The organism is Nocardiopsis sp. NPDC057823, assembly GCF_042797335.1.
GTDB classification, from domain to species: domain Bacteria; phylum Actinomycetota; class Actinomycetes; order Streptosporangiales; family Streptosporangiaceae; genus Nocardiopsis; species Nocardiopsis changdeensis.
Window position 1 is genome coordinate 88,592 of the sequence record NZ_JBHVLR010000007.1, and the last position, 25,563, is coordinate 114,154.

General features: G+C 73.2%; 21 protein-coding genes, 1 pseudogene and 2 CRISPR repeat arrays. Of the genes and pseudogenes, 13 read left to right on the forward strand and 9 right to left on the reverse strand.

Features of this window, described 5'->3' with window-relative positions:
* Positions 1-1,548: a tripartite tricarboxylate transporter permease gene (locus ACFVNO_RS14260; protein ID WP_355261697.1), complete on the forward strand. Its 1,548-nt coding sequence runs from the start codon at positions 1-3 to the stop codon at positions 1,546-1,548.
* A 186-nt stretch (positions 1,549-1,734) separates the two neighbouring features.
* Here the strand turns inward: ACFVNO_RS14260 and ACFVNO_RS14265 are convergent, their stop codons facing one another.
* Positions 1,735-2,751, reverse strand: coding sequence for an ABC transporter substrate-binding protein (locus ACFVNO_RS14265; protein ID WP_378892601.1), 1,017 nt, complete (start codon positions 2,749-2,751; stop codon positions 1,735-1,737).
* A 196-nt stretch (positions 2,752-2,947) separates the two neighbouring features.
* On the opposite strand from ACFVNO_RS14265, the gene ACFVNO_RS14270 reads away from it, so the two are divergent.
* From ACFVNO_RS14270 to ACFVNO_RS14290, 5 genes are all read left to right on the forward strand, one after another.
* Positions 2,948-4,117 carry a PP2C family protein-serine/threonine phosphatase gene (locus tag ACFVNO_RS14270; protein WP_355261691.1) on the forward strand — a complete coding sequence of 390 codons (1,170 nt, stop codon included), beginning with the start codon at positions 2,948-2,950 and terminating at the stop codon, positions 4,115-4,117.
* A 126-nt stretch (positions 4,118-4,243) separates the two neighbouring features.
* Complete coding sequence (locus tag ACFVNO_RS14275; RefSeq protein WP_355261688.1) at positions 4,244-4,816, forward strand: XRE family transcriptional regulator; 573 nt, start codon at positions 4,244-4,246, stop codon at positions 4,814-4,816.
* A gap of 41 nt (positions 4,817-4,857) precedes the next feature.
* Positions 4,858-6,291, forward strand: coding sequence for an NAD(P)/FAD-dependent oxidoreductase (locus ACFVNO_RS14280; RefSeq protein WP_378892606.1), 1,434 nt, complete (start codon positions 4,858-4,860; stop codon positions 6,289-6,291).
* Positions 6,288-7,799 carry an oligopeptide:H+ symporter gene (locus ACFVNO_RS14285; RefSeq protein WP_355261682.1) on the forward strand — a complete coding sequence of 504 codons (1,512 nt, stop codon included), beginning with the start codon at positions 6,288-6,290 and terminating at the stop codon, positions 7,797-7,799. The genes ACFVNO_RS14280 and ACFVNO_RS14285 overlap by 4 nt, the downstream gene beginning before the upstream one ends.
* 84 nt (positions 7,800-7,883) lie before the next feature.
* Complete coding sequence (locus ACFVNO_RS14290; RefSeq protein WP_378892609.1) at positions 7,884-8,864, forward strand: hypothetical protein; 981 nt, start codon at positions 7,884-7,886, stop codon at positions 8,862-8,864.
* A gap of 184 nt (positions 8,865-9,048) precedes the next feature.
* On the opposite strand, the gene ACFVNO_RS14295 is transcribed toward ACFVNO_RS14290, so the two are convergent.
* Entirely contained in the window at positions 9,049-10,020 is a 972-nt protein-coding gene (locus tag ACFVNO_RS14295) for a GlxA family transcriptional regulator (RefSeq protein ID WP_378892960.1), read from the reverse strand.
* Between the two features lie 232 nt (positions 10,021-10,252).
* Between ACFVNO_RS14295 and ACFVNO_RS14300 the strand changes: the two genes are divergently transcribed.
* Positions 10,253-10,846 (forward strand): isochorismatase family protein, encoded by a 594-nt coding sequence (locus tag ACFVNO_RS14300; protein ID WP_355261669.1) that lies wholly within the window; start codon positions 10,253-10,255, stop codon positions 10,844-10,846.
* Between the two features lie 82 nt (positions 10,847-10,928).
* On the opposite strand, the gene ACFVNO_RS14305 is transcribed toward ACFVNO_RS14300, so the two are convergent.
* From ACFVNO_RS14305 to ACFVNO_RS14315, 3 genes and pseudogenes are all read right to left on the reverse strand, one after another.
* Entirely contained in the window at positions 10,929-12,209 is a 1,281-nt protein-coding gene (locus ACFVNO_RS14305) for an alpha/beta fold hydrolase (RefSeq protein ID WP_378892612.1), read from the reverse strand.
* Positions 12,210-12,328: 119 nt separating this feature from the next.
* A complete protein-coding gene (locus ACFVNO_RS14310; RefSeq protein ID WP_378892615.1) occupies positions 12,329-13,012 on the reverse strand; it encodes a DNA alkylation repair protein in 684 nt (227 codons plus the stop codon).
* A 31-nt stretch (positions 13,013-13,043) separates the two neighbouring features.
* Positions 13,044-14,288, reverse strand: a pseudogene (locus tag ACFVNO_RS14315) (MFS transporter).
* A 196-nt stretch (positions 14,289-14,484) separates the two neighbouring features.
* Between ACFVNO_RS14315 and ACFVNO_RS14320 the strand changes: the two are divergent.
* The 3 genes from ACFVNO_RS14320 (at position 14,485) to ACFVNO_RS14330 (ending at position 16,716) form a co-directional block, all read left to right on the forward strand.
* On the forward strand, positions 14,485-15,042 hold the full coding sequence (locus tag ACFVNO_RS14320) for a Chromate resistance protein ChrB (protein WP_378892618.1): 558 nt from the start codon (positions 14,485-14,487) through the stop codon (positions 15,040-15,042).
* Positions 15,043-15,214: 172 nt separating this feature from the next.
* Complete coding sequence (locus ACFVNO_RS14325; protein WP_378892621.1) at positions 15,215-16,165, forward strand: GNAT family N-acetyltransferase; 951 nt, start codon at positions 15,215-15,217, stop codon at positions 16,163-16,165.
* Positions 16,162-16,716: a CYTH domain-containing protein gene (locus tag ACFVNO_RS14330; protein ID WP_378892624.1), complete on the forward strand. Its 555-nt coding sequence runs from the start codon at positions 16,162-16,164 to the stop codon at positions 16,714-16,716. Before ACFVNO_RS14325 ends, ACFVNO_RS14330 begins: the two co-directional genes overlap by 4 nt.
* A 72-nt stretch (positions 16,717-16,788) precedes the next feature.
* Here ACFVNO_RS14330 and ACFVNO_RS14335 read toward each other — a convergent pair whose 3' ends face one another.
* The gene (locus ACFVNO_RS14335) at positions 16,789-17,028 is read right to left on the reverse strand and encodes a DUF397 domain-containing protein (protein WP_378892627.1); all 240 of its coding nucleotides are present in this window, start codon (positions 17,026-17,028) and stop codon (positions 16,789-16,791) included.
* Complete coding sequence (locus tag ACFVNO_RS14340; protein WP_220560858.1) at positions 17,025-17,885, reverse strand: DUF5753 domain-containing protein; 861 nt, start codon at positions 17,883-17,885, stop codon at positions 17,025-17,027. The genes ACFVNO_RS14335 and ACFVNO_RS14340 overlap by 4 nt, the downstream gene beginning before the upstream one ends.
* A 250-nt stretch (positions 17,886-18,135) precedes the next feature.
* On the opposite strand from ACFVNO_RS14340, the gene ACFVNO_RS14345 reads away from it, so the two are divergent.
* Positions 18,136-18,711 (forward strand): ATP-binding protein, encoded by a 576-nt coding sequence (locus tag ACFVNO_RS14345; RefSeq protein ID WP_378892631.1) that lies wholly within the window; start codon positions 18,136-18,138, stop codon positions 18,709-18,711.
* Positions 18,712-19,159: 448 nt separating this feature from the next.
* Positions 19,160-19,615: direct repeats of the CRISPR family, unit length 29 nt; unit sequence GTGCTCCCCGCGCACGCGGGGATGGTCCC.
* Positions 19,616-19,655: 40 nt separating this feature from the next.
* On the opposite strand, the gene ACFVNO_RS14350 is transcribed toward ACFVNO_RS14345, so the two are convergent.
* Both ACFVNO_RS14350 and ACFVNO_RS14355 read right to left on the reverse strand, forming a co-directional pair.
* Positions 19,656-20,408 (reverse strand): metal-dependent hydrolase, encoded by a 753-nt coding sequence (locus tag ACFVNO_RS14350; RefSeq protein ID WP_220560859.1) that lies wholly within the window; start codon positions 20,406-20,408, stop codon positions 19,656-19,658.
* Positions 20,409-20,892: 484 nt separating this feature from the next.
* Entirely contained in the window at positions 20,893-21,534 is a 642-nt protein-coding gene (locus tag ACFVNO_RS14355; protein WP_378892635.1) for a gamma carbonic anhydrase family protein, read from the reverse strand.
* 229 nt (positions 21,535-21,763) lie between these two features.
* Positions 21,764-23,564: a CRISPR direct-repeat array (repeat unit 29 nt; unit sequence CTGCTCCCCGCGCACGCGGGGATGGTCCC).
* Between the two features lie 167 nt (positions 23,565-23,731).
* On the opposite strand from ACFVNO_RS14355, the gene ACFVNO_RS14360 reads away from it, so the two are divergent.
* Both ACFVNO_RS14360 and ACFVNO_RS14365 read left to right on the forward strand, forming a co-directional pair.
* Positions 23,732-24,301, forward strand: a complete 570-nt coding sequence (locus tag ACFVNO_RS14360) for a TetR/AcrR family transcriptional regulator (RefSeq protein WP_378892638.1) — start codon at positions 23,732-23,734, stop codon at positions 24,299-24,301.
* The gene (locus ACFVNO_RS14365; RefSeq protein WP_378892641.1) at positions 24,298-25,509 is read left to right on the forward strand and encodes an FAD-dependent monooxygenase; all 1,212 of its coding nucleotides are present in this window, start codon (positions 24,298-24,300) and stop codon (positions 25,507-25,509) included. Before ACFVNO_RS14360 ends, ACFVNO_RS14365 begins: the two co-directional genes overlap by 4 nt.
* Positions 25,510-25,563: the final 54 nt, after the last annotated feature.

Here is a 25,563-nt window from a genome sequence, read left to right on the forward strand (position 1 = left end):
ATGGAGACCTTCGGACTCCTGGCGGGCGGCTTCGCCGCGGCGCTGACCCCCGAGAACCTGCTGTGGGCCCTCGTCGGCGTGCTCCTGGGCACGGCGGTGGGCGTCCTGCCCGGACTGGGATCGGCCATGGCCGTGGCGCTCCTGCTCCCGGTCACCTTCAAGCTCGACCCCACCGGGGCGTTCATCATGTTCACCGCCGTCTACTACGGCGGCCTGTTCGGCGACTCCACCACGTCGATCCTCATGAACACCCCCGGCAACAGCTCCGCCATCGCCACGGCGATCGAGGGGCACCGGATGGCCCGGCGCGGCAGGGCCCCGCAGGCCCTGGCCACGGCCGCCGTCGGGGCGTTCCTCGGGGCGGTCGTCTCGACCACGGTCGTGGCGTTCTTCTCGAACGTCATCATCGACATCGCCCTGCGGTTCGGCCCGGCCGAATACCTGGCGCTGGCCGTCTTCGCGTTCCTGGCCACCTCCGCGGTGGTCGCCCAGTCCATGGTCCGGGGCACCATCGCCCTCACCATCGGCCTGGCCATCGCGATGGTCGGCATCGACTCCCAGAGCGGGGCCGCGCGCTTCACCCTCGGCGTGCCCTCCCTGTTCGAGGGCATCAGCGTGGTCACCGTGACCGTGGGCCTGCTCGCCCTGGGCGAGGTCCTCCACGTGGCGTCGCGCGTCCACCGGGGCGGCCACGCCGCGGCGCCCGTCAGCGCGGGGGGGACGCCCTGGCTCGGCCGCGGCGACCTGCGCCGGGCGCTGCCCGCCTGGCTGCGCGGCATCGGATTCGGCCTGCCCTTCGGCGCGATCCCCGCGGGCGGCTCGGAGATCCCGACCTTCCTGGCCTACGGGACCGAGCGCCGGCTCGCCCGGTTCCGCGCCCGCCGCGGCCGGGGGGCCGACGAGTTCGGGGAGGGCGCGATCGAGGGGGTCGCGGCGCCGGAGTCCGCGGCCAGCTCCACGGCGGGGACCGCGATGGGCGCCCTGCTGGGCCTGGGGCTGCCCACCTCCGCGACGGCCGCCATCATGCTCGCCGCCTTCCAGCAGTACGGGATGCAGCCCGGTCCGCTGCTCTTCGAGCGCAACGCGGACCTGGTCTGGACCCTGCTGGCCAGCCTGTTCGTCGGCAGCGTCATGCTGCTCGTCCTCAACCTGCCGTTCGCGCCGCTGTGGGCCAGGCTGCTGCTGATCCCGCGCCGGTACCTGTACGCGGGCATCACCGGGTTCGCGGTCCTGGGGGTCTACGCGGCGTCGTACTCGACCACCGACCTGTGGCTCCTGATCCTGCTGGGGCTGCTCGGCTTCATGATGCGCCGCTACGAGATCCCGCTCGCCCCGGTGCTCATCGCGGTCATCCTGGGGCCGCTGGCCGAGACCGAGCTGCGGCGCGCGCTGGCGATCGGCCAGGGGGACGTGGGCGTCCTCTTCGCCGGGCCGATCACCCTGGGCATCTACACCGTGGTCCTGGCGGCCGTCGCCTTCGTGGGGATCGCCCGGGCGCGGTCCCGCGCCCGGGCGGCCGCACCCGCCCCCGAGGACACCCCGGCGTGATGACGCCCCGCCCCGGGGCGGCGCCCACCGGTGCCGTCCCCGCCCGGGCGGGGACAGGGGCGCCCGCCCCACCCGGCCGGGCGCCCATCGGTGCCGGTTCCCGGCGGGGTGGTGGGGGCCGGGGTTCGGTGACCGGACCGGCTCCTCGCCGGGCCGCGGGGCTCGGGGGCGTTCCCGTGTGGCCGTCTAGGCCAGGGCGCCGACCACTGGGGCCAGCTCGTCGCGCAGCCAGCGCAGGGAGATCGGCGCGGGGGAGTTGATGGCGTTGGCGAAGTCCAGGCCCGCGAAGTAGACGGTGCCGTTGCGGACCGACGGCAGCTCCCGGAACAGCGGGTCGGCCTCCAGCTCCGCCTGCCGCTCCTCGGTCTGCGCCCACACCGCCAGCAGGTCGGCGTCCAGGTCGCCGGTGTTCTCCAGGGAGAGCGCGGCCGCGGTCTGGGTGTTGTCCTGGTTGTCGGCCGGGCGCATCCCGAACAGCTCGAACAGGGAGCCGTTGCCGAACACGTAGCCGTTGTCGTCGGCCCGCACCCACTGGTAGGTCCGGTCCCCGATCCCGGGCACCTCCGCGCCGACGGCGGCGAACTCCTCCTCCAGTTCGGCGATCAGCTCCCGCGCCCGCTCGGTGCGGTCCACCGCGGCGGCGGTGGAGAGCAGGCGCTCGTCCCAGTCGGGGTTGAAGGCGTCGGTGTCGGGGGTGATGGTGGGGGCGATGGCGTTGAGCCGGTCGAACGCCGCCCGGTCCGGCACCTGGTAGACCTCGGCGATGATGAGGTCCGGCGCCGCGGTGGCGATCGCCTCCAGGTCGGGGCTGCCGTCGGCGGTCACCAGGGAGGGGTCGGCGATCGACGCCAGGTCGCCGTCCCCGGCGGCCTCGGTGAGGGGGTCGACCAGCCAGGGGGCGTTCTCGGCCAGCGTGTCGGGGTCGACGGCGACCTTGACGGGGTCGATGTCCAGGGAGATGAGCTCGTCGGCGGAGGAGAAGCCGAGCGCCACCACCCGCTCGGGCGCCGACTCGACGGTGACCTCGCCCTGGGATGTCGCCACGGTGATCGGGTAGGCACCACCGCCCCCGCCCCCGCCCCCGTCTGCCGCGGCCGGGGCGTCGTCCTGCGCCGCCGCCCCGCAGCCGGTGAGCGCGGCCGCCAGCAGCCCCGCCAGTGCGATACCCCCGAGCCGGGCGGTGCGCCCTCGTGCTCCCGTCACGGTGTTCCTCCTCGATCCCGCCATGTGGTGAGGGGAGCCTAACCTAATCCGATGCGGATTGGATGGCCGGGTCTGGTCGAAATGAGTGCTATGTGGGTATCTGTGCCTGGTGTGGCGGATGTGCGACCATGGACGTTCGGTCGCGAAGACACCGCGGAGGGGAGGGCCGAGAGGCCCTCGGGGGAACGGGGTTGCCATGCCCGTACAACACTCGTCCAACGACTTGATGGTCTCCCTGGTGCGGGCCGGGCACCTGGCCACCTTCGAGGAGCTACCGGAGCTGGTGGCCAAGAAGGCCGACGCGGCCGGCCTGCCCGAGGCCCGGTTCTACCTTTCCGACCACCAGCAGCAGGTCCTGCGCGAGGTCACCGGCGTGGGCCCCGACGCCCACGGCGGCGGCGAGGACCTGTCCATCGACCACTCGCCGGCGGGCCAGGCCTACATCACCGGCGTGGCGGTGCGCTCGGACGGCGGGCCGCGCTACTGGGTCCCCATCCTGGACGGCGCCGAACGCCTGGGCGTGCTCCACGTGGCCTGGGCCGGCGACCCCGACCGCTCGGCGATGCGCGACCTGGCCGCCATGGTGGGCCTGCTGGTCATCGCCAAGCGCTCCAACAGCGACTCCTACGCGCGGCTCATCCGGACCGAGCCCATGTCGGTCTCCGCCGAGATGCAGTGGACGCTCATGCCCCCGGGCACCTTCGCCGACGCCCGGGTGACGATCTCCGCCGCGGCCGAGCCCGCCTACGAGAACGCCGGGGACTCCTTCGACTACGCCATCACGGAGGAGACCGTCCACCTGGCGATCTTCGACGCCATGGGCCACGACACCGCCGCGGGGCTCATCGCCAACCTCGCGGTCGGGGCCTTCCGCAACGAGCGCCGCAGGGGCACGCCGCTGGCCGAGATCCCCCAGGGGGTGGAGGCCACCCTGATCCAGGAGTTCGTGCGCACCCGGTTCGCCACCGCCGTCCTGGCCGAGCTCCACCTCACCACCGGAATGTTGGAGTGGGTCAACTGCGGCCACCTGCCACCCGTGCTCATCCGCGGGGAGAAGGTGCGCGAGCTGGAGTGCGACCCCTCCCATCCCCTGGGCATGGACCTGGGGCTGCCGGTGACGGTGTGCCGCGAACGGCTCGAACCCGGCGACCGCCTGCTCTTCTACACCGACGGCGTCATCGAGGCCCGCGACGCCGACGGCAACGAGTTCGGTGTCGATCGGTTCGTGGACTTCGTCATCCGCAACCAGGCGGACAACCTGCCCGTCCCCGAGACCCTGCGGCGCCTGGTGCACGAGGTGCTGGCCTACCACCACGACACGCTCAACGACGACGCCACCGTGCTCTTCTGCGAGTGGCACGGCTGACCCGGACCGGTCGGCGTCACCCGCGCGTTTCGGCATCGCGGCTGCTCACGGCCGGGCACTAAAGAAAACTTTAGTGCTGGCAACATCCATTGTGCTCCCAGTCGGGGTTCTGTTAGGTTCCTCACCATGCCGAACGACCAGACCGGCGCCGAGGCGGGCGTCGGCTCCCGCCTCCGCCGCCGCAGGCGGGCCCTCCACCTCACCCTCAAGGACGTCGCGGAGCAGACCGGCCTGACCGAGGGGTACCTGTCCCAGATCGAACGCGACCAGGCCAACGCCAGCGTCCGCACCCTCCAGCGCCTGTGCGCCGTCCTCAAGCTCTCGGTGGGCGACCTGTTCGCCCCGCCGGGCGCGGCGGCCAGCGCCGTCCTGCGCTTCAGCGACACCCGGGGCATGGCCTTCGGGGAGGGCGCGACCAAGTTCAAGCTCACCCCCGGGGCCTTCGACCACCTGGAGGTTCTGCTCGGGCACTTCGGGCCCGGCGGCTCCACCGGGGTCGAGCCCTACACCCACGGGGACTCCGAGGAGATCCTCCTGGTCCTGTCCGGCGAGGTCGAGGTGCAGGTGGACGGCCAGGTCCACCGCCTCTCCGCCCTGGACTCGATCCACTACCGCAGCAGCAGCCCCCACAAGGTCGTCGAGACGACCGGCCGGGAGGAGGCCCGGGTGCTGTGGGCGATCGCCCCGCCCACGTACTGACCCCCGCCGCGCACACCCCACGACCCCCACAGGAGACGTCCATGACCGGCTACCGCAACGGTGCGATCTCGCACTGGATGTCCGCGCCCCCCGATCCCGGCCGGGCGGCGGACCGGCGCACCACTCCGCTCCCCGAGGAGGAACAGGACCTCGTCATCGTCGGCGGCGGCCTCACCGGGCTGTGGGCCGCCCACACCGCGAGCCTGGAGAACCCCGGATGGCGGATCACCGTCCTGGAGGCCCGCGAGGTCGGCTACGGCGCCTCCGGCCGCAACGGCGGCTGGATGTCCCCGCTGATCCCCGGCAACCGCGCCGTCTACGCCCGCGCCGCGCAGGCGCGGGGCCGGGACGGCGTCGAGGCGGTCCGCGTCTTCCAGCGCGAGATGATCACCGCCGTCGACGACACCCTGCGCCTGCTGGAGGAGGAGGGCATCGAGGCCGACCAGCACCGGGGCGGGCACCTCAAGGTCGCCACCACCCCCGCCGCCATGCGCCGCCTCGAACGCGCCCACGCCGCCGACCTCGCCTTCGGGTACGAGGAGTCCGAGCTGTCGCTGCTGGACGCCGCCGGGGTCGCCGAGCGCGTGGCCGTGGGCCCGGCGCTGGGCGGGCTGTTCACCCGCGCCACCGCCCGGGTGGACCCGGCCAAGCTCGTCCGCGGCCTGGCCGACCTGGTCGAACGCCGGGGCGTGCGCATCGCCGAGGGCACCACCGCCACCCGCGTCGACCCCGGCGCGGTGGCCACCGACCGCGGCACCGTGCGCGCCGCCACGGTGTTCGTCTGCCTGGAGGCCTACTCCGGGACGGTCGCGGGCACCGCCCCCGGCCTGGGCCCGCGCCGGGTCATCCCGGTCAACTCGTCCATGATCGTCACCCGGCCCCTCCCGGACGAGGTGTGGGAGCGCATCGGCTGGCGGGGCCGCGAGTGCCTGGGCGACGCCGCGCACACCTTCGTCTACGCCCAGCGCACCGCCGACGGCCGCATCGCCATCGGCGGCCGCGGCACCCCCTACGCCTACGCCTCGGGCACCCCTGGCCAGGGCGTCGTGGACGCCCGCACCGTGCGCACCCTGAGCGAACGGCTCCGGCTGTTCTTCCCCGGCGTGGAGTTCGGGATCGAGCACGCCTGGCGCGGTGCCATCGGCGTCACCCGCGACTGGTGCGCGGGCGTCACCTTCGACCCCGCCACCCGCGTCGGCGTCGTCCGCGGCTTCGCCGGACACGGGGTGACCGCGACCCGGCTGGCCGCGCGGACCCTGGTGGACCGCGCCGCCGGACGCGACACCGTCGCGACCCGGCTGCCATGGAACGATCACGACTCGGGCAGGTGGGAGCCCGAACCACTGCGCTGGACCGGTGTGCACGGCATGTACCGGCTCTTCGGGGTCGCCGACCACTGGGAGGAGAGCCGGGGCTCGCGGGAGACCTCGCTCATCGCACGCTTCGGAGCACGACTGGCGGGACTGGCAGAATGACGCACACCGATCCCCGGAACCCCGGGACCCCCGACACCCACGGCGCCCCCGACGCCGCCCCCGGCCGGGCCTCCCGGCGCGGCCTGCCCCGCGGCCTGTGGAGCATGGCCTTCACCGAGCTCTGGGAGCGCTACTCCTTCTACGGCCTCCAGGGCATCCTCTCGTTCTACCTGCTCTACGAGCTGTCCCAGGGCGGCCTGGCCCTGGACCCGGCCGCGGCGGCCGGGATCGTGGGCGCCTACGGCGGCGCGGTGTACCTGTCCCAGATCCTCGGGGCGTGGCTGGGCGACCGGCTCGTCAGCCCCAAGGACATGGTGCTGTACGGGGCGGTCGTCATCACCGCCGGCCACCTGGTGCTCGCGTTCGCGCCCGGCCTCGCCGGGCTGGGCGTCGGCCTGGCCCTCATCGTCGCCGGGACCGGGGCCCTGAAGACCAACATCACCTCGATCGTCGGCTTCGTCATGGACGCCGCCGACGGCCGCCGCCGCGACGAGGGCTTCTCGTACTTCTACATGGCGATCAACATCGGCGCGGTGGTGGGCCCCCTCACCACCGGGCTGGCCCAGAACGAGCTCGGCTTCCACTACGGGTTCGGACTGGCCGCGATCGGGATGGGCGCCGCCCTGGTGCAGTACATCCCCTCGATGAAGTCCCTCCCCGAACGCGCCCGCGTGGTCAACGACCCGCTGCCCGCCCACCGCCGGCCCCTGGTGGCGCTGGTCGCCCTGGCCGCCGTCGGAGCGGTGGCCGCGGCCGCCGCCACCGGGCTGCTGCGCGCGGAGAACCTGGCCACGGTGGTGACCTTCGCGGCGCTCACCGCCGCCGCCGTCTACTTCGTGACGATGACGAGGTCGTCGGCGGTCTCCCGGGACGAACGCCGCCGCATCCTGGGGTTCCTGCCGCTGTTCCTGGTCTCGGGCCTGTACTTCGGGTTCCTGTTCCAGAAGTTCACGGCGATCTCGATCCTCATCACCGAGCGCATCGACCTCCAGATCGGCGGGTGGACCTTCCCGGTCGCCTGGATCACGACGGCCAGCCCGCTGGCGGCCGTGCTGATCACCCCGCTCATCGCCGGGCTCTGGAACCTGCTGGGGGACCGGCAGCCGGGACCGGTGGCCAAGTTCGCGGTCGGGCTCACCCAGATCGGCTGCGCGTACCTGTTCCTGCTGGTCGTCTCCGAGGCCACCGGGGAGGCGCACATCCCCCTGGTGCTGATCCTGCTGTTCATGGTGCTCGCCGGGTCCTCGGAGGTGTTCGTGGGGCCGATCGGGCTGTCCCTGGCCACCCGGATCGGGCCGCGGGCGTTCCGGTCGCAGATGGTGGGCCTCAACTTCCTCACCCTCGCCCTGGGCTCGTCCCTGTCGGGGCTGCTGGGGCAGCTGTTCACCGTCATCGACAACGCGTCCTACTTCACGGTCATCGCGACGGCCGGGATCGGCCTGGGCCTGGTGCTGTTCGCCGCCCGCGGGCCGGTGGGCCGCCTGCTGGAGTCGGGCCTGACCCGCTGAGCCCGGACGGACCCCGCCCCGCCCCGGCACTCCGTGCCCGGGGCCGGGTGCGCCCGGCGGCGGGCGGGCGGGGATGATACCGGGGTGGACTTCCCCGAACTCCAGCGGCGGCTGCGCGCGGCCGGGCACGACGCCCACCTCGCCTACGACGGCCGCCGCGACCCCTTCCTGGCCCACCTGCCCGCCGAGCACAGGGCGCGCGGCGGGTACTGCCGCGGCGCCTGGAACCTCTACCCGCTCGACGGCGGCCGGTACGCGGTGACCCTGCGCGAGCTGTACCGGCCCTCCCGGTACCCGCCCGACACCACCGGGCCCGAGCCGGCGGAGTTCGACACCGAACAGGAGGCCTGCGCGTACCTGTGGGAGGCGGTCGCGGCGCAGAGCCCGCCCGAGGGGACGCGCGACCTCGCCTTCGGCGAGCTGCCCGGGCCGGTCGCCGGGTGGATCCGCGACTGCGGGTTCGAGCCCGGGCGGACCCTGTTCGGGAACCCGTTCGTGGCGACGCTCCCCTCGGGGTCGGTCCGCCTGTCGCGCGTGGGCGACGCCTACGAGCTGCGCCGGCGCTCGGACTTCCCGCCCACCGTGGGGGAGGCGGTGTACTCCACGCCGGTGTGGGAGGACGTGTGCCGGGTGCTCATGTCCCTGGCCGGCGACGCGCGCGCCCCGGGGCCCCTGGGGTCGCCCCGGGTCGGGTTCGCGCCCGGGGTGCCGGGGCCGGAGCGGGCCCGGCGGCTGGCCGGGGCCGGCTACGCCGACATCGCCCGGGCCTACGAGGACGGGCGCGGCGGGCCGCTGCTGGACGTCCTCGCGGAGGGGGCCGCGGTCGACCTGGCCACCCCCGAGATCCTGCGGCGGGCCGAGGCGGCCGGACTGCCCGCGTACCCGTACGGGGACGGCTGTTCCATCACGTTCGGGTACCTGGAGGAGCGCTACCGGTTGTCCCGCACCGGCGACGGCCATGTCCTGGAGCGGGGGCGCGAACGCGAGAACACCTACTCGGTGCTGGCCGGGCCCACGGACCTGGAGGAGGTACGGGCCCTGCTGCTGCGCCACCTGGGAGGTTAGGACACCGCGCCCGGAGCCCGGTGCTGCGGGGTTGCCGCGCGGCGCCCCGCGCTGCCGCGGGGCGGAGGTGGCCCGAACGTCCGCCCGGTCACCGCCGGACGGTGGGGTCGGCGGACGGCCGTGGAGCGTCGGCCCGTACCCGGGCGGATGCGTGCTGCCGTGCCCGAGCGCGCCGGGGGTGGGATCAGCGCACGGCCTCGGGGGAGAGGCGGAAACGCTCCCGGTACCGGGCGGGGGTCGTGTTGAGGACGCGGCGGAACGCGCGGGTGAGCGTGTCGGTGCTGGCGAAACCGCAGGCCGAGGCCACCCGCTCCAGGGCGTCGTCGGTGGTCTCCAGCCGCTGGCGGGCCACCTCCACCCGGGCCGCCTCGATGTAGGCGGCCGGGGTGGTCCCCAGCTCGTTCTTGAAGATCCGGGTGAGCTGCCGCTCGCTGACATGGGCGTGGGCCGCCAGGTCGGGCACGGTGAGGGGCCCGGCCAGGTTGCGGGCGATGTGGTGGCGCAGGTCGTCGATGCGGCGCGTGGTCGACACCGGGTCCAGGGCCACGCTGAACTGGCTCTGCCCGCCGGGGCGCTTGAGGTACACCACCAGCTGCCGGGCCACGCGCAGGGCGGGCTCGCGCCCGAAGTCCTCGGCCACCAGGGCCAGGGACAGGTCGATGCAGGCGCTCAGCCCCGCCCCGGTCCAGATGTCCCCGTCCCGGATGAAGATCGGGTCGGCGTCCACCTCCACCCCGGGGTGCTCGGCGGCCAGCTGGCGGGCGGTCGACCAGTGCGTGGTGGCGCGCCTGCCCTCCAGCAGCCCGGCGGCGGCCAGCAGGTGCGCGCCCACGCACACCGAGGCGATGCGCCGGGAGCGCGGGGCCAGCCGCCGCACCTGGTCCACCACCGCCGGGTCGGCGACCGCCCGGATCCCGGAGCCCTCCCCGGTCTCGACCGAGCCCGGAACCAGCAGCGTGTCGATGCGCCGCCCGGCGACGTCGTCGAACGTGGCGTCGGGCAGCACCCGCACCCCCGCCGAGGTGGTGACCGGGTCCAGGGACGGCGAGGCCAGCACCACCTCGTAGCCGGTGGGGCCGCCCATCTCCCGCCGCAGCAGCGAGAACACCTCCGCGGGGCCGGTGACGTCCAGCAGGTCGACCCCCTCGAAGAGCATCACCACCACGAGCCGCCCGTCCACGGCACCCCCCTTTGTTCGTCCCCGTCCATGGCCCCGCGCGCAGGCCCGCCCTCCGGCCGGAGCGCCCGCCCCGCATGTCCGAATCTGCGGTTCGCACGACATTGCCGACATCGGGGTCCCGATCCTAGCGTGGACGGTGACCGCCCCACGAGGGCGGACCGCCGACGCCGCACCCCGCGGCACGGCACGGAAAGGAAGAACGACACCGATGGCCTCCACCACCCTGCGCGACATCAGCGGCCTGGACCCGGCCCCGGCCGCGCTCGCCGACGCGACCCTGGTCCTCATCGACTACCAGAACACCTACACCCGGGGTGTGATGGAACTGGAGGGCTGGGACGAGGCCCTGGACGCCGCCGCCGACCTGCTGGCCCGGGCGCGCGCGGCCGGGACCCCGGTCGTCCACGTCGTCCACGACGGCGGCGAGGGCAGCCCCTACGACATCCGCGAGGAGATCGGGGAGATCCACCCGCGCGTGGCACCGGCCGAGGGCGAGCAGGTCGTCGTCAAGGGCGCCCCGAACGCCTTCGTCGGCACCGACCTGCTGGAGCGCGTCAACGCCACCGGCCGCGGCGGGAACGTCGTCATCGCGGGCTTCATGACGCACATGTGCGTCACCTTCAGCTCCGAGGGCGCCTTCCTCAACGGGCTGCGGCCGACCGTCGTCGCCGACGCCTGCGCCACCCGGACGCTGCGCTCCCCGGTGGCCGAGGTGCCCGCCGCGCAGCTGCACGCCGCCGCCCTGGCCACCATCGGCGACCTGTACGGGGTGGTCGTCCCCACCGCCGCCGACCTGGGCTGAACCCGGGCGGCCCCGCCCCCGCACGGGGGCGGGGCCGCGGCCGGTCAGCGGCGGCGCGCGGCCGTCCGGGGCCCCGGGCCGCTCAGCGGGGCTCGCCCCCGCGGTCGCGCACCGACTCCCGCAGCCGCCCGAACACCCGGCCGGAGTGGATGCCGTCGTGCTCGAACTCGTTGGTGACCCACGCCCACGAGTTCCCCACCCCCTCCAGGGTGTCCAGTTGCAGGTGGGCGTCCACGTACAGGTCGTCGTAGTACACGGCGGCCGCCACGGGGACCTCGTTGGCGGCCAGGCGCTTCTCGTCGTACAGCGGCGGCCAGTCGGTGCGCCGGGCCAGCTCCTCCACCGCCGGGCGCAGCTCCTTCAGCAGCCGCACCTCCTCGAACATCCACGGGAAGGCCATCTCGCCGGTGAACATCAGCGGCCGGGCGTCCTCGGCGAACACCGGGCGCCGGTCGCGCTCGCGCTGGGCAGCCCAGGCGGTGGCGGTGCCGGGGCGGTCGGCGTAGATCGCCTCCTGGAGGGTCCAGTACAGCGGGTCGGCGGCGCTGGAGGTGCGCACCAGCACCTCCTGGAGGAAGCCGTCGGACAGTCGGCCGGGGCGGATGAACGCGCTCTCCACCAGCCAGTGCATCCGCTCGAACCCGGGCTTGCGGCCGAACTCGATGCCCAGGGTCTGGAACCGGCGGACGGTGAGCCGGTCGCCGTCGGGCAGGCGCACGTCGTTCGCGGCCAGGTGGTCGGCGATCGCCGCCACGGCCTCCACGTCCTGCGGGTAGCGGCGGCGGTACTCGGCGGTCTTGCGCTCCACCCGGGTGAAGGTCCGGCGGTACACCTCCTCCACGTCGGCGGGCACGCCGGGGACGCCGCCGCAGATGTAGCAGGCGTTGAGGGCCTCGGGGGCGTGGGAGAGGTAGGCCAGGGTCAGCCAGCCGCCGTAGCTCTGGGCCAGGGTGGTCCAGCGCCTGCCGCCGTAGACGGACTGCCGGACGTGCTCCATGTCGCGCACGATCGAGTCGGCGCGGAACCGGGACAGGTAGTCGGCCCCGGCGGCGGCGTCGCCGCGTTCGGCGACGGCCCGCGCGTCCAGGGGCGTGCTGCGCCCGGTGCCGCGCTGGTCGACCAGGACGATCCGGTACTCGCCGACGGCCTCCCCGATCCAGCCGGAGGGCTCCAGCGGGCGGGGGTTGGCCCCGCCGGGTCCGCCCTGGAGGAAGGCGAGCAGGGGGAGGTCGTCCCCCTTGCGCTCGGGGGCGACCAGCTCCCGGACGAAGAGCTCGATCCGCTCCCCGCCGGGGTCGGACCAGTCCAGGGGGACGGTGACCGTGTGCTCGGTGACCCACAGCCCGGGCATGGCGTAGCCCATCAGCGATCTCCTCGGTGTCGGCCGCTTCCCGGGATTGGCGGATGCGGGGGGATTCGGGAAGTCGGCCCGAACATCGTAGGGGAGTTTTCGGCCTCGTTGTCCGATCCGGCGCGCGGGGCCTACGCCTCCTGCCGACGCACCATCTCCCGGATCCAGACGGGCGCGAACGGGGACGTGCAGCCGGGGGGAGTGGGGTAGTCCTCCAGCACCCGCAGGCGCTCCCCGATCCCGATCGCCCGCTCCCGGTACCCGGGGTGCTCGATCCCGATCCGGGCCAGGCACTCGTTCATCGCCCACTGCAAGCGGTCGGGGGCGTCCTTCATCCGCGCCTCGACGGTGTCGAGCAGCCCGGCCAGGTCCAGGCCCTCGGGCCGCTTCGCCACGCGGTCGGTGATCAGCGCCCACCCGGCGCTCGCGACCACCGGGTCCGGGTCGGCGAACCAGGCCAGGCGCAGCTCCTCGGCGTGCGGGCTCTTCTTGACCACGTAGTTGACGAGCCAGTCCTGCACCTTGGGCCTGCGCGCCTCGCGCAGCATGGTGTCCAGCTCCTCGCGCCCGAACGCCTTGGGGCGGCAGACCAGCAGCGCCAGCAGGCGCGCCGCCGTGTCGCCGGTCGCCCACAGTTCGACCGCCAGGTCCTGCTGTGTCTTCAGCCGCTTGGCGACCGCGCGCAGCTTCGTGAGGTTCACGCCGTGGTCGTCGCCGTGCTTCTCGTTGACCCGGCGGACCTTGGGGTCCTCCAGCGCGGCCAGCTCGGCCATCACCTCGGCCACCGTCGTTTCGACCTGCGTCTCCCCGGCCATGCCGATCCCCTTTCTCACGTGCGGGTTCAGCCTACGGCGCGGGTCGGACGCCCGTGCCCTCCCCGGGCTCCCCGGGGTCTGCGGGGGCGCCGGGTTCTCCAGGGGCACCGGGGCCACCGGGCCCTCTGTGCTCTCGCGGGGGCCGCAGGGCGGTCCGGCTCAGGACCCCGCCGCCCAGGGCGGCCGCGGCCAGGGTCGCGAGGGCGGCGGGCAGACCGGCCGCGGTGGCGACCGCGCCGACGAGCAGCGGACCGCCCGCGTCGCCCAGCTCGCGGCCGAGTTCGGCGTTGCCCATCGTCCGGCCCATGCGCTCCTCGGGGGTGACGGCGGCCAGGTGGGCGAAGGCCAGCGGGGTGACGGTGCCGACGGCCAGGCCGATCACCGCGGCGCAGGCGAACAGCGTGACCGCGTTCGGGAGCAGTGCCAGCAGCAGGAGCGCGGCGGCGGCCGCCCACAGGCCCAGCATGCCCCCGGTGCGGGTGCCCACCCGGTCCTCGTCGCGCAGGCGTCCGACGGCCGGCTGGACCAGGGTCGAGGCGAGCGCGAGCAGCGCGACGGCCGCGGCCCCGGCCAGGGGGTGCAGCTCCAGGCGGACGGCCAGCAGGGGGAGGAAGCCGACGGCGACGCCCAGGACCGCGGTCGTGGTGGCGAGCAGCAGGGTGGGGACGAGGAAGCCGCGTTCGGTGGTCTGCCGGACCAGGTCGGCGACGGTGTACCGGGGGCGGGGCACGACCGGCAGGGTGGGAACGGCGAGCAGCACCCACACGGCGGCGACGGCGGACAGCAGCCCCAGCGCCAGGTAGAGCGACCCGATGCCCCACAGGTGGGCGAGGCCGACGCCGATGAGCGGGCCCAGGACGTAGCCCAGGCTCTTCCACGCGCCGTACCGGCCGAAGGAGCGGCCCAGCCGCTCCCGCCCGGCCAGGCGCGCGACCGCGGCCGAGGAGGCGGGGGAGAACGCCGAGGCGGCGGCGCCCTACCCGAGCCGGGCCAGGCCGAGCAGCAGCGGAGTGGGGGAGATGAGCGCGAGCAGCGACGCGGCGGTGAACGCTACCAGGCCGCCGACGATCACGGGCCTGGGGCCGATCCGGTCGCTGAGCGCGCCGAAGAGCGGCTTGAGGACCACTTCGGCCACGTCGTAGAGGGCGAGCATGAGGCCCAGGTGGATCAGGGACAGGCCGATGTCGTCGCTCTGGGCGCCGAGTACGCCGGCGACGCCGTGGGCGCCGAACGCGGTGGTGAAGCCGGCGAGGTAGAGCGGGGCCACGGGGCGCATGGAGGAGGATGCCGTCACGTAGGTGAATGTAACACCTGTTACTGCGGGCCTGAAGAGGGGTGGGGAAGGGGATGGTGGCGGCACCGCCCGGACCGGTTCGGAGCGGAGCGGCCCGGGAGGCCGGGAGCGGATCCCGGTCCACCGGCTCCCGCCCCACCGGCTCCCGGCCGCGGAACCGAGTGTTACGGTCGGGCCTGTGACGGACGATGCGGTGCGGTGGATGCTCGCGGTGGTACAGGTGCCGGCCAGGCCGTCCCGGCACCGCGTCGCGGTGTGGCGGGAGCTGCGGCGGGCGGGCGCCGTGCCGGTGTCCCAGGGGACCTGGGCGCTGCCGGCGGCGGAGGTCTTCCGCGAGGCGGCGGCCCGGGCCGGGGAACTGGCGGCCGAGGGCGGCGGGCGGGTGGCGGTGTTCGACGTCGAGCCGCGCGACGCGGCGGCGCGGGAGTTCATCGTGGACGCCTTCACGGCGGCGCGGGTGGACGAGTGGGGCGAGTACGCCACCGACTGCGGCCGGTTCCTGGAGGAGATCGCCAAGGAGATCGCGAAGGAGAAGTTCACCTTCGCGGAGCTGGAGGAAGAGGAGCAGAGCCTGGAGCGGCTGCGCCGCTGGTTCCGCGACCTCAAGAAGCGCGACGTCCTCGCGCTTCCGCAGGCCCGGGACGCCGCCGAGCGCCTGCGCGCCTGCTCCGACGCCCTGGACGACTACGCCGAACGCGTCTACGCGGCCGTCCACGGCGGTTCGTCGGAGGGGTGACCCGGGGCCGGGCGCGGGCGGGCGGGGCGGCGTGCGGGGCGGGTGTGTCGGCCCGGCCGGAAGGCGGCGGGTGCGGGCGGGGGAGCGGGGAGGGCCTGGCAAGGGCGGACGCGGTGGGCGGGAGCGGAAAATCGGTCGACGGCTCCGCGGCGCCCTGACACGGTGGGGCACCATGACGAGCTCGGAACTTTTGACCGCCGCGGACGTGGAACTCATGCAGGGGTTGGCGCAGCGCCTCACCGCCACCCACCCGGAACTGGTGAACAGCGACGCGTCCTACGGCGAACTGGCCTGGAACTGGGGCAGGGGGCATGCGGCCTTCGCCGACAAGTGGCGGCGCCGGCTGTGGTTCTCCGACGGTGACCTGGTGGCGTGGGGGTGGGCGCAGCTGCCGCGCCGGGCGCGGCTCAGCGACGGGACGGTCAAGGAGGTCACCGGTGCCTACCTGGCTCACCAGGTCCATCCCGACCACGCGGGGCTGCTGGACGAGGTGATCGACTGGTTCGACGCGACCGCGCCGGGGCTGGAGCGCTCGGTGCTGCCGTGCGCCCTCGACGGGGCCGCCCTGGAGCGGTGGGCGGCGCACGGGTACGGGACCGACCCGGACGCGCTCGGGGACGAGGGGTCCTGGACCCAGTTCAACCAGCGGGACCTCACCGACATCGAACGGCCGGAGCTGCCGGACGGCTTCCGGTTCCGCACCGCCGACGAGGCGGGGGCCGAGGCCGCCGTCCAGGCCCACCTGGACGCGTGGCGTCCCTCCGCGTACTCGATCGAGGCGTACGAGGGCGTGCGGGCGACGGCCGCGTACCGCGGTGACCTGCACGTCCTGGTGGAGGCGCCGGACGGGACGATGGCGTCCTCGGGGATCATGTGGTTCGACGAGGTGAACCGGACCGTCGAGTTCGAGCCGGTCGGGACCCACCCGGACTACCGGCGCCTCGGGCTGGGGCGGGCGATGCTCCTGCGCGGGATGGGGCTGGCGAAGGGGGCGGGGGCCGTGCACGCGACGGTGGCCTGCCTGGGGGCGCCCGGGCACCCGTCGGCGCGCGGGCTGTACTACAGCGTGGGGTTCCACAAGTTCACGTGGGACGCGCCGCTGGTCAAGGGGGCGGACGCTTGAGCGCGGGCGGGGACGTCGAGTACGAGGCCAGGGTGCTGGAGGTCGACCCCGAACGGGTGGCCCGGCTCATCCTCGACAAGGGCGGAACGGACCTGGGGGAGGTGCTCCAGCGGCGTTACGTGTACGACCTCGCGCCGGAGGGGGACGTGTCCCGGTGGGTGCGGCTGCGGGACACGGGGGAGCGGGTGACGCTCGCGGTGAAGGAGATCGTCTCCGACGCCATCGACGGCACGCGGGAGACCGAGACCGAGGTGGGGGACTTCGAGACGGCGAACGTGCTGCTGGGGAAGCTGGGGTACACGGCGAAGGCCTACCAGGAGAACCGCAGGCACAGTTTCGTGCTGGAGGGGGCGCGGCTGGAGATCGACAGCTGGCCCCGGATCCCTACGTACCTGGAGATCGAGGCCGACAGCCGCGGAGAGGTGGTGCGGGTGGCTGCGCTGCTGGGGTACGCGGAGGAGGAGCTGACGGGGGAGAACACCGTCAAGCTGTACACCCGCTACGGCATCGACCTGTCGGCGATCGAGGACCTGCGGTTCGAAGGACCGTGAGGGGGGTCGAGGTCGGCCGTGGTGTGCCCCGCCGGTGACCGGAGGGGCGCACCACGACCCGCGGGACCACTATTAAGACAGCGTGGAGCGGAGGAAGGCCGCCCACTCGGGGGAGGGGAAGGGAAGGTGCCCGGCGGTGGGGTGCTTGGAGTCCCGGACGGCCGCCCCGCAGGGCAGGTCCGCGACCTCGACACAGTTCTGCCCTTGCCCGCTGTGGCTGCTCTTCCGGAAGTTCACAGGGATGTGCGCGACCTCGACGCAGTTCTCACCAGCACCGCTGTAGCTGCTCTTGCGAAAAACGAGATCTGTCACGATGAATCCTTCAGCGGTTCGCTCATGTCGCGAACGAAGTCTATGCTCTGGGCCACGGTCAGCGCGGCACTGCTCGCCTCACGCCACATGGCATCGTATCGGCGTATCTCATCCGGCCCCTCCACATACAGGGTGGATGTGGGGGTCTCGGCGTAGCCGATGGTCGGATCGCTTGGCTCCGGGAACTCCATGATCTGGAAGCTGCCCAGATTGGCGGCGTGCATCCCTGCTGTGAAGGGCAGTACCTGGATGGCGACGTTGGGCTTCGTAGCCATTTCGACCAAGTGTTGGAACTGTTCGCGCATGACGGCGTCCCCACCCGCATGCCGACGTAGGGCTGCTTCATCGATGACTGCGGCGTACTCCGGTGGGTGAAGCCGGTTCAGGATCTCCTGGCGTTCCATGCGGGCTTGCACATGGCGCTGAATGCGCTCTTCGGAGTAGGCGTTGGCGCCAAGGAAGACGGCCCGCGTGTAGTCGGGGGTCTGGAGCAGGCCGGGGATCACCTGGGCTTCATAGACCCGGATGAACGAGGCCTCGACCTCGAAAGAGGGAAGCCCGCTGGAACTGAAGACATCCTTGTACTTGGACCACCAGCCCGATTCCGCGGCGTCCTTGGCGAGTTGGTGCATGCTCTCCCAAGCTCTCCGGTCCACCTGGTAGAGCTCGGCGAGAGCGTCGATTTGGGCGGGGCGGATGCGCTTGAGGGAAGCGGTCTCCAACTTGCCCAGGGTGGCTCGGGGGATACCCGATTTCTTCGCGGCGATGTCGAGGGTGTCGCCGGAGTCCTCGCGCAGGTCTCGCAGGATGCGGGCGAGCCGACGGCGGCGGATGGTCGGGCTGAGGGAGTTCTTCATGGGGGCAACCTATCAAGGCTCTCTGGAGATTCTCCATAACGCTTGACTGTGGAGAATCTCCAGAGCATGATGAATGTGCGGCTGGTGAGCGCTCCCTTACCTAGGGTGGGTGAGGGTTCTTGCTGGTCAGACTATGCCGCGGCCGTCCCCCGCGCCTGTGGAATGCGCAAGTTCACCCTGCGCGGATGGACGTACCGGTCGGGTTCGTTCGAGGTTCTTCACCACATCCATGCCAAGGAGTGTCTTTGTCATGCTCGCAATCGTTCCCTTTCCCCCGCCGATGCCGCCGTTGCCGGAGGTGACCCTGCCTCTGGGAGAGCTGGTGCCGCGGCGGTGCCGGCACTACTTCAACCCGCACGCCCGCCGGGCGCACTACAAGGTGCGCTCCTACGAGTTCGGGTCCTCGCCGCAGCTGATGCCGCTGGTGCGGGCGTTCCTGGACGCCAGCGCCGCCGAACGCGACGCCGACTACCGGTACCTCTTCACGCTCCTGGGAAGCGAACTGGCCGCGAACGCGCTCACCCACTCCCGCTCGGGGCGGCCGTTCGGCACCTTCACGTTGCGCTGCGAGCGCAGCCGCACCGGCCTGCACCTGACCTGCACCGACCAGGGGCACCCGGACGGGCGCACCACCCCGGAGGGGCGGCGCGAGTACCTGGTGGCCGACCCCGCCGGGCTGGACGTGGGAGCCGAATCGGGTCGGGGGCTCGCCCTGGTCGATGCCCTGGCCACATCCTGGGGCGACAACGGCATCGCCGACCACCGGCAGGTGTGGTTCTTCCTTGCCTACGACCTGACCGGCAACCCCTGGACCACCGCGGCCTGAACGGACTTCGCGTCCCGAACGCGAAACGGGCCCAGGAGAGCGCGGCAACGCTCCCCGGGGCCCTCAATCCCGAAATCCACAGTTCCACGTGTAAGAAAGCAGGATCGGTGACGCATCCTATCCCGCGCCCCCGCCCACCGACCGGACCGCCCAGGCCGCTGCCCAGGCGCCCCCGTCCTCCGAAGGAGTGGGCCGCCTGACCGGAGCTGCGCGCCCCGCCCGCACCTATGCGGGCGGGGCGTTCTGTGTTCCCCGGAACCCGACAAGGGCTTCTCCGTCGTGGCGTTTGTGGTGGGATCGCGGTGACTGTGGGGGTGCCCGTTGCCTTGGTGCGCTCAGTCCGGTAGAAAGCCTTGGAGCTTAAGAACGAAGCTTGGGTGTTTTGTCTGTTTCTTGAAAAGTCATAAAATCGGCCGGTTCCCGGTGGCATATGCCCAGGTCATTTACTGTGCTCCCCGCGCACGCGGGGATGGTCCCGGGTCCACCCCGTTCCCCGAGGTGCCTCCGGTGTGCTCCCCGCGCACGCGGGGATGGTCCCTGGTCCGCGCGCTGGATGACGAGGTACGCGATGTGCTCCCCGCGCACGCGGGGATGGTCCCGGGTGGTTAACCACCTCTGATTTGGTAAAATGGTGCTCCCCGCGCACGCGGGGATGGTCCCGCCGACCGCAGGTAGCGCGACCACTCCATGGCGTGCTCCCCGCGCACGCGGGGATGGTCTCTCCAGGCGGATCCCGGCATTCGCGGTCTTGTCGTGCTCTCCGCGCACGCGGGGATGGTCCCGGGGCCCGCTGGAGCCTACGCCGCGACCTTCCGTGCTCCCCGCGCACGCGGGGATGCTCCCGGCGAGTCGGCCGACGACGCTACCCCGGAGCAGTGCTCCCCGTGCATGCGGGGATGGCCTTTGGTCCTGTCAGCCTGTCAGCCACAGGGAGACCGCCCCGATCACACCGGCGGCACCGGCGACCCCAGCAGCACCGTCACCGGTGCCGCGATCACCGACACCACCCTGATCCCCACCTCCACCGGCGACTTCCCCGTGTGGAACGCCACCGGGCTGCGGAACATCCACCACCGTTTCCCGTTCACCACGAACGGCCACGCCAGCGGAACCCCCGACCTCGTGAGCCAGTCTCCGAGGACGTGCACCAGAGCCCCCGCGAACACCACCGAACCGATCAACCACCACGCCGGTGTCTGCTCGTACCCCAGCATCGCCGCCACCGCCAGTCCTCCGGCGATCCACAGCGTCGCGTGCTTGCGCTTCCTCAGTGAGCCCAGCTTCTTCATCGGCCGCAGCACCGTCCCCAGTCCGAGGGCGACCATCGCGAACACCACCAGGCCCGCACCCAACGGCACCAGCGACACCAGCAGAGCGACCAGCCCGAACACCGCACACGCCGGCACGGTGTGGGTGAGGTACCGGTGCCCGCCCTCCTGTGGATGTCGCCGCTCCACGTCGGTGGCGGTCCTGCGGTACACGGCCTTGGAGGCGTCCCGGAGTTTGCGGGACGCCAGCTCCGTCACCCGTCCCAGCGACCGGCCGACCGTGGACCCGGGCTCGTCCAGGTCCGGGAGCAGAGCCGCGCCGCCGCCGATGAGGGCGCACCACAGGGCGGTGAACGGATCGGTCTGGACGGCGACCGCGACGGCGGCTCCGGCGAGCAGGCCGGTCGCGGCGTGCGAGGTACCCATCATGGGGGGCTCCAAAATGCAGGGGAGGGAAGGGCGCCTTGACTGTCTCTCGGACATACGACAAGAACCCGGATAAATGTGCCAGAAGGTTGTTCGTGAATGCTCCCCGTGCATACGGGAGCCGGGACGACGGACACGACTCCCGAGCCTTCTGCATGAGGTGACGGGCGGCGATCTCGGCGAACCGCGTCTCGGCCCCCTTCGGTGAGGGCGCACAGGCAACCGCGAACCGGCAGGGCGCTCCCCGCCCCGAGGGTGCGCGCCGTCGGTGGTCGGCCCGGCGCGGGTACCGCGTGACCGGCGGCGTCCGGGAGCGGAGAACGGCGGGGCCATGCCACCGCGGCGCGGACGGGCCCGGCGGGCGGATGCGTTCCCGTGGCTCAACCCATCGCCACCAGGAACACCACAGACGGAGAAGACCGCACGGCCGGAGGGGTACCCGGGAAGCGCGTCACTTCACCACGGACCAGGGGGCGGAGCCGCGGCGCTAGTCGGGGTTCAGGACCTCGTCGTCCGCGTGCGTGCCGAACTCGGCGACGCGCACCTCCGCGATGCGCTCGTACCGGCTGATCCGGTCGGTCCACTCCGCGTCGACGCCGAAGGCCGCCTTCGCGAAGCCCACCCGTCCGATGGCCTCCGCCAGCTCCGGGTCGCCCGGGGCCAGCAGCCGTAGCGGCGCGTCGAGCGCCACGGTGCGCGGCGGCACGAAGAACTCGTCCGGCACCACCGCGCGCGCATGGACGAGTGCGCCCACGGCGACGACCGCGCCGGCCCCCAAACGCGCGCCTTGAAGAACCGTTGCCGCGGTCGCCACATAGGCGCACCTGTCGACCTCGCAGCCCAGCAGAGTGGCGTGCGGGCCCACGAAGACGTGGTCGTGGACGAGCACCGGCTGGTCACCGGCGACCGCGGACGCGCGCAACACCGCGTTCTCGCAGATCACCGCGGCCTCCCTGATCTCAATCCGGGACCCCTCGGAGTCGAGCACCGCGCCGTACATCACCCGGGCCCTGGGGCCCACGCGGACGTCACCGACGAGCGTGGCCGTGGGGGCCACGTAGGCGGTGGGATGGACCTGGGGCTCTTGGCCGCGATGCCGGATGCGGATCCCCTGTGCTCCAACGGTCATGAGCGGATTGTCGCCCGAGGGGCGCAGGAGCGCTGGCGGATTTCAGACGCCGCGTTCGCTGGGATCCGTGCCGCCCGCCGCCCGCCGATCCACGGCTCCCGTTGCCCGGACCCGATCCATCCGGTAGAAACCCCTGAGAGCCCACCGAGCAAGGCCGGGCGTTTTGTCCGTTTCTTGAAAAGTCATAAAATCGGCCTGTTCCCAGGGGTATCCGCGCAGGTCATTTACTCTGCTCCCCGCGCACGCGGGGATGGTCCCCACTGCCGGTACCCCACGCCAGCAGCGACAATCTGCTCCCCGCGCACGCGGGGATGGTCCCCCTCTGCTTTCACCATCCGCAGTACCTTCCTCCTGCTCCCCGCGCACGCGGGGATGGTCCCGGATCACCTGCCTAGAGGAGACCCGCAATGACCTGCTCCCCGCGCACGCGGGGATGGTCCCTGTCCGTCCAGCGGATCAGCCAGATGATGAAGCTGCTCCCCGCGCACGCGGGGATGGTCCCGAGCGCGATCAGCCATCCGGTGATCTTCGCGGCTGCTCCCCGCGCACGCGGGGATGGTCCCTTGGGGTACGCAGGGTACGCACCCCCCGCCGACTGCTCCCCGCGCACGCGGGGATGGTCCCCGGTACCGGTCGGACATGGGGTTGGAGCCCATCTGCTCCCCGCGCACGCGGGGATGGTCCCATCGAAACGGGCCGGTCGAAGAAACCCGCGGTCTGCTCCCCGCGCACGCGGGGATGGTCCCAACCCCACCTGGTAGAGCTTGGTCACCGCGTCCTGCTCCCCGCGCACGCGGGGATGGTCCCCCGGTGCGGGCGGCGCGTTTGGCGTGGCGGCGCTGCTCCCCGCGCACGCGGGGATGGTCCCCGTGCCCGTCCGCGTCCTGCTCCAGGTCGCGGCTGCTCCCCGCGCACGCGGGGATGGTCCCTGACCCTGCCCGGCGCCGCGCCCGTCGCGACCCTGCTCCCCGCGCACGCGGGGATGGTCCCTCCGTTGCGTCCTGGTCTCGGTGGTGCTGGCTCTGCTCCCCGCGCACGCGGGGATGGTCCCGATCCGGTCGGCGTCGGACTTGGCGTACATGCGCTGCTCCCCGCGCACGCGGGGATGGTCCCAACGCCTACAGCGCGCGCCCCGCGGTGCCCACCTCTGCTCCCCGCGCACGCGGGGATGGTCCCTAACCCCGGCAACTCGAATCGGCCCCCGGCACCTGCTCCCCGCGCACGCGGGGATGGTCCCAGCCTCTCCGGCCCCGCGGGCGTCCAGCCGTCCTGCTCCCCGCGCACGCGGGGATGGTCCCGATGGGGCGCTGATCATCCAGCGCCGCCCGGCCTGCTCCCCGCGCACGCGGGGATGGTCCCATCCGGCGAAGCTCACGGACCACGTGCGGGGGCTGCTCCCCGCGCACGCGGGGATGGTCCCGCGCCCTGCGCATGGGCTTCGCCATCTACCCGCTGCTCCCCGCGCACGCGGGGATGGTCCCGACGGCGCGTCCCTCGCTGGCGCCCTGGACGGCTGCTCCCCGCGCACGCGGGGATGGTCCCACCGAGTGGGTGGCGGAGCACTACCGGAGGCGCTGCTCCCCGCGCACGCGGGGATGGTCCCACGGCGACGTCGATCGCGAGCAGCGCCTCGAGCTGCTCCCCGCGCACGCGGGGATGGTCCCGAGGGGTTCGGCACCATCGCCACCGACTACCCCTGCTCCCCGCGCACGCGGGGATGGTCCCCGCTACGCACTCGAAGCGCTGCGGGTGAAGGACTGCTCCCCGCGCACGCGGGGATGGTCCCAAGCCCGTCATCATGCTGCGCCTGGGGATGACCTGCTCCCCGCGCACGCGGGGATGGTCCCGACGACGCCGACGTCGTTCACCAGGGCCCCGGCTGCTCCCCGCGCACGCGGGGATGGTCCCAACCGGCCGTTCGCGTCGGTCACCAACGCCGACTGCTCCCCGCGCACGCGGGGATGATCCCTTGCGTTCCTTGGGAGCGGAATCCGGGTCCGTCTGCTCCCCGCGCATGCGGGGGTGGGCTTGTGGGCTGGGCCCGGATGTGGGCGAGGGGCCTGCCTGGCGTGAGGGCGGGGCCTTGGGGGTGAGCCCGGCAGAGCGGTAGGGGGTGTACGAGCGCCCCCGCCATGTGGCATGCTCGGATTTGGGCACTCGTCCAAGGCGATCGCCCAAAACCTGTTCGGGAGGACGCATGACCACACAGCGAGCGCAGGAGGTGCGGGAGCGCCTGCTGGCCGCCGCGGCGGAACTCATCGCGGAGCGGGGCTGGGCGAGGGTGAGCACCCGGGTCCTGGCCGAGCGGGCCGGGGTGGGGCCCGGGCTGGTCCACTACCACTTCTCCTCCCTGCGCGCCCTGCTCAACGAGGCCGCCCTGCGCACCATGTCCGGCGTCGTCCTCGAAGGCGCCGCCCACCTCCCCGGCACCACCGCCCGGGAGGGCCTCGACCTGATGCTCGGCAAGCTGGACGCCTACTCCGGCGACGACCCCACCTCGGTCCTCTTCATCGAGACCTACCTCGCCGCCGGGCGCGACGCGGAACTGCACCAGGCCCTCACCCGCCTGCTGGCCGACTTCCGCGACCTGCTCGCCGACTGGATGCGCGCCGCCGGCGTCCCCGACCCCGACACCACCGCCCGCGTTCTCGCCTCGGCCGTGGACGGGCTCATGCTGCACCGCCCCCTGGACCCCTCCCTGACCGCCGAGACCGTCGTCCCCGTTCTGCGCAGGCTCCTCCTCGGAGCCGTTGAGGAGTCACGATGAGCACACCCCACGCCGTCATCGCCGGAGCCGGGATCGCCGGCCTGGCCCTGGCCCGGCGCCTGGCCCACCACGACTGGCGGGTCACCGTCGTCGAACGCGCCCCCGGCCCGCGCCCCCAGGGCTACATGATCGACTTCTTCGGCCCCGGCTACGACGCCGCCCGGATCATGGGCCTGCTGCCCCGCCTGCGCGAACTCGGCCACGACTTCTCCGAGGCCGTCCTGGTCGACGAGCGGGGCCGCCGCCGCGCCTCGGTCGGATTCCAGCGCTTCGCGGAGGCCCTGGGCGGCTCCGTCGTCTCGCTCATGCGCCCCGACCTGGAACTGGCCCTGCGAGAGTCCCTCCCGGCCGGCGTGGACCTGGTCTACGGCACCGCCCTGACGGGTGTGGAGGAGCGCCCCGACGGCGTCGCGGCGCGGCTGTCCGACGGCCGCGTCCTGGAGGCCGACCTGCTCGCCGGCGCCGACGGCATCCACTCCACCGTCCGGAGCCTGGTCTTCGGCTCGGAGGAGGACTACCTGCACCACCTGGGCTTCCACACCGGGGCCTTCGTCTTCGAGGACGCCGCCCTGCACGCCCGCACCCGACAGCGCTTCCTGCTCACCGACAGCCTCGGCGCCCAGATGGGGTTCTACGCCCTGGAGGGGGCCGAGGTCGCCGTCTTCACCGTGCACCGGACCCGCGACACCACCCTGCCCGAGGACCCCCGCCGGGCCCTGCGCGAGGCCTGCGCGGGCCTGGGCTGGGAGGTGCCCCGGGCGCTGGAGCTGTGCCCCGAGCCCGCACAGGTCTACTACGACCACGTCGCCCAGGTGCGGATGGACTCCTGGTCCCGGGGCCGGGTGGTGCTCCTCGGGGACGCCTGCCAGGCGGTGTCGCTGCTGGCGGGCCAGGGCGCCTCGATGGGCGTGGGCGGGGCGTTCGTCCTGGCCGAGGAACTCGCCGGGGCGCCCACCCTGCGCGAGGGGCTGGAGCGCTACGAGGCGCGGTGGCGGCCCGTGGTGGAGGAGCGCCAGCGCGCGGCCCTCACCGGGACCTCCTGGTTCCTCCCCGACACCGCGCTGCGCCTCCGGCTGCGCCGCCTGGTCCTGCGGCTGTCGGCCCTGCCCGGGGTGGACCGCCTGGTGGCCTCGGCGGTGTCGGGCAAGCCCAGCCGGGTGATCGGCGACCTGGCCTCCGCCTCCCCGGGCGAGCGCACCGCCCCCTGAACCCCGGCCGGGACCCGACCGAACGCGCACGCCGACTGTCGGGTCGCGCCGCCC

Coding starts and splice junctions, on each gene's coding strand:
- ACFVNO_RS14310 (WP_378892615.1), bottom strand. CDS start 13,012: ATGGCCGGGGAGACGCAGGTCGAAACGACGGTGGCCGAGGTGATGGCC.
- ACFVNO_RS14355 (WP_378892635.1), bottom strand. CDS start 21,534: ATGACCGTTGGAGCACAGGGGATCCGCATCCGGCATCGCGGCCAAGAG.
- ACFVNO_RS14280 (WP_378892606.1), top strand. CDS start 4,858: ATGACCGGCTACCGCAACGGTGCGATCTCGCACTGGATGTCCGCGCCC.
- ACFVNO_RS14350 (WP_220560859.1), bottom strand. CDS start 20,408: ATGATGGGTACCTCGCACGCCGCGACCGGCCTGCTCGCCGGAGCCGCC.
- ACFVNO_RS14325 (WP_378892621.1), top strand. CDS start 15,215: ATGACGAGCTCGGAACTTTTGACCGCCGCGGACGTGGAACTCATGCAG.
- ACFVNO_RS14305 (WP_378892612.1), bottom strand. CDS start 12,209: ATGGGCTACGCCATGCCCGGGCTGTGGGTCACCGAGCACACGGTCACC.
- ACFVNO_RS14270 (WP_355261691.1), top strand. CDS start 2,948: ATGCCCGTACAACACTCGTCCAACGACTTGATGGTCTCCCTGGTGCGG.
- ACFVNO_RS14340 (WP_220560858.1), bottom strand. CDS start 17,885: ATGAAGAACTCCCTCAGCCCGACCATCCGCCGCCGTCGGCTCGCCCGC.
- ACFVNO_RS14345 (WP_378892631.1), top strand. CDS start 18,136: ATGCTCGCAATCGTTCCCTTTCCCCCGCCGATGCCGCCGTTGCCGGAG.
- ACFVNO_RS14360 (WP_378892638.1), top strand. CDS start 23,732: ATGACCACACAGCGAGCGCAGGAGGTGCGGGAGCGCCTGCTGGCCGCC.
- ACFVNO_RS14300 (WP_355261669.1), top strand. CDS start 10,253: ATGGCCTCCACCACCCTGCGCGACATCAGCGGCCTGGACCCGGCCCCG.
- ACFVNO_RS14260 (WP_355261697.1), top strand. CDS start 1: ATGGAGACCTTCGGACTCCTGGCGGGCGGCTTCGCCGCGGCGCTGACC.
- ACFVNO_RS14365 (WP_378892641.1), top strand. CDS start 24,298: ATGAGCACACCCCACGCCGTCATCGCCGGAGCCGGGATCGCCGGCCTG.
- ACFVNO_RS14285 (WP_355261682.1), top strand. CDS start 6,288: ATGACGCACACCGATCCCCGGAACCCCGGGACCCCCGACACCCACGGC.
- ACFVNO_RS14275 (WP_355261688.1), top strand. CDS start 4,244: ATGCCGAACGACCAGACCGGCGCCGAGGCGGGCGTCGGCTCCCGCCTC.
- ACFVNO_RS14295 (WP_378892960.1), bottom strand. CDS start 10,020: ATGCTCTTCGAGGGGGTCGACCTGCTGGACGTCACCGGCCCCGCGGAG.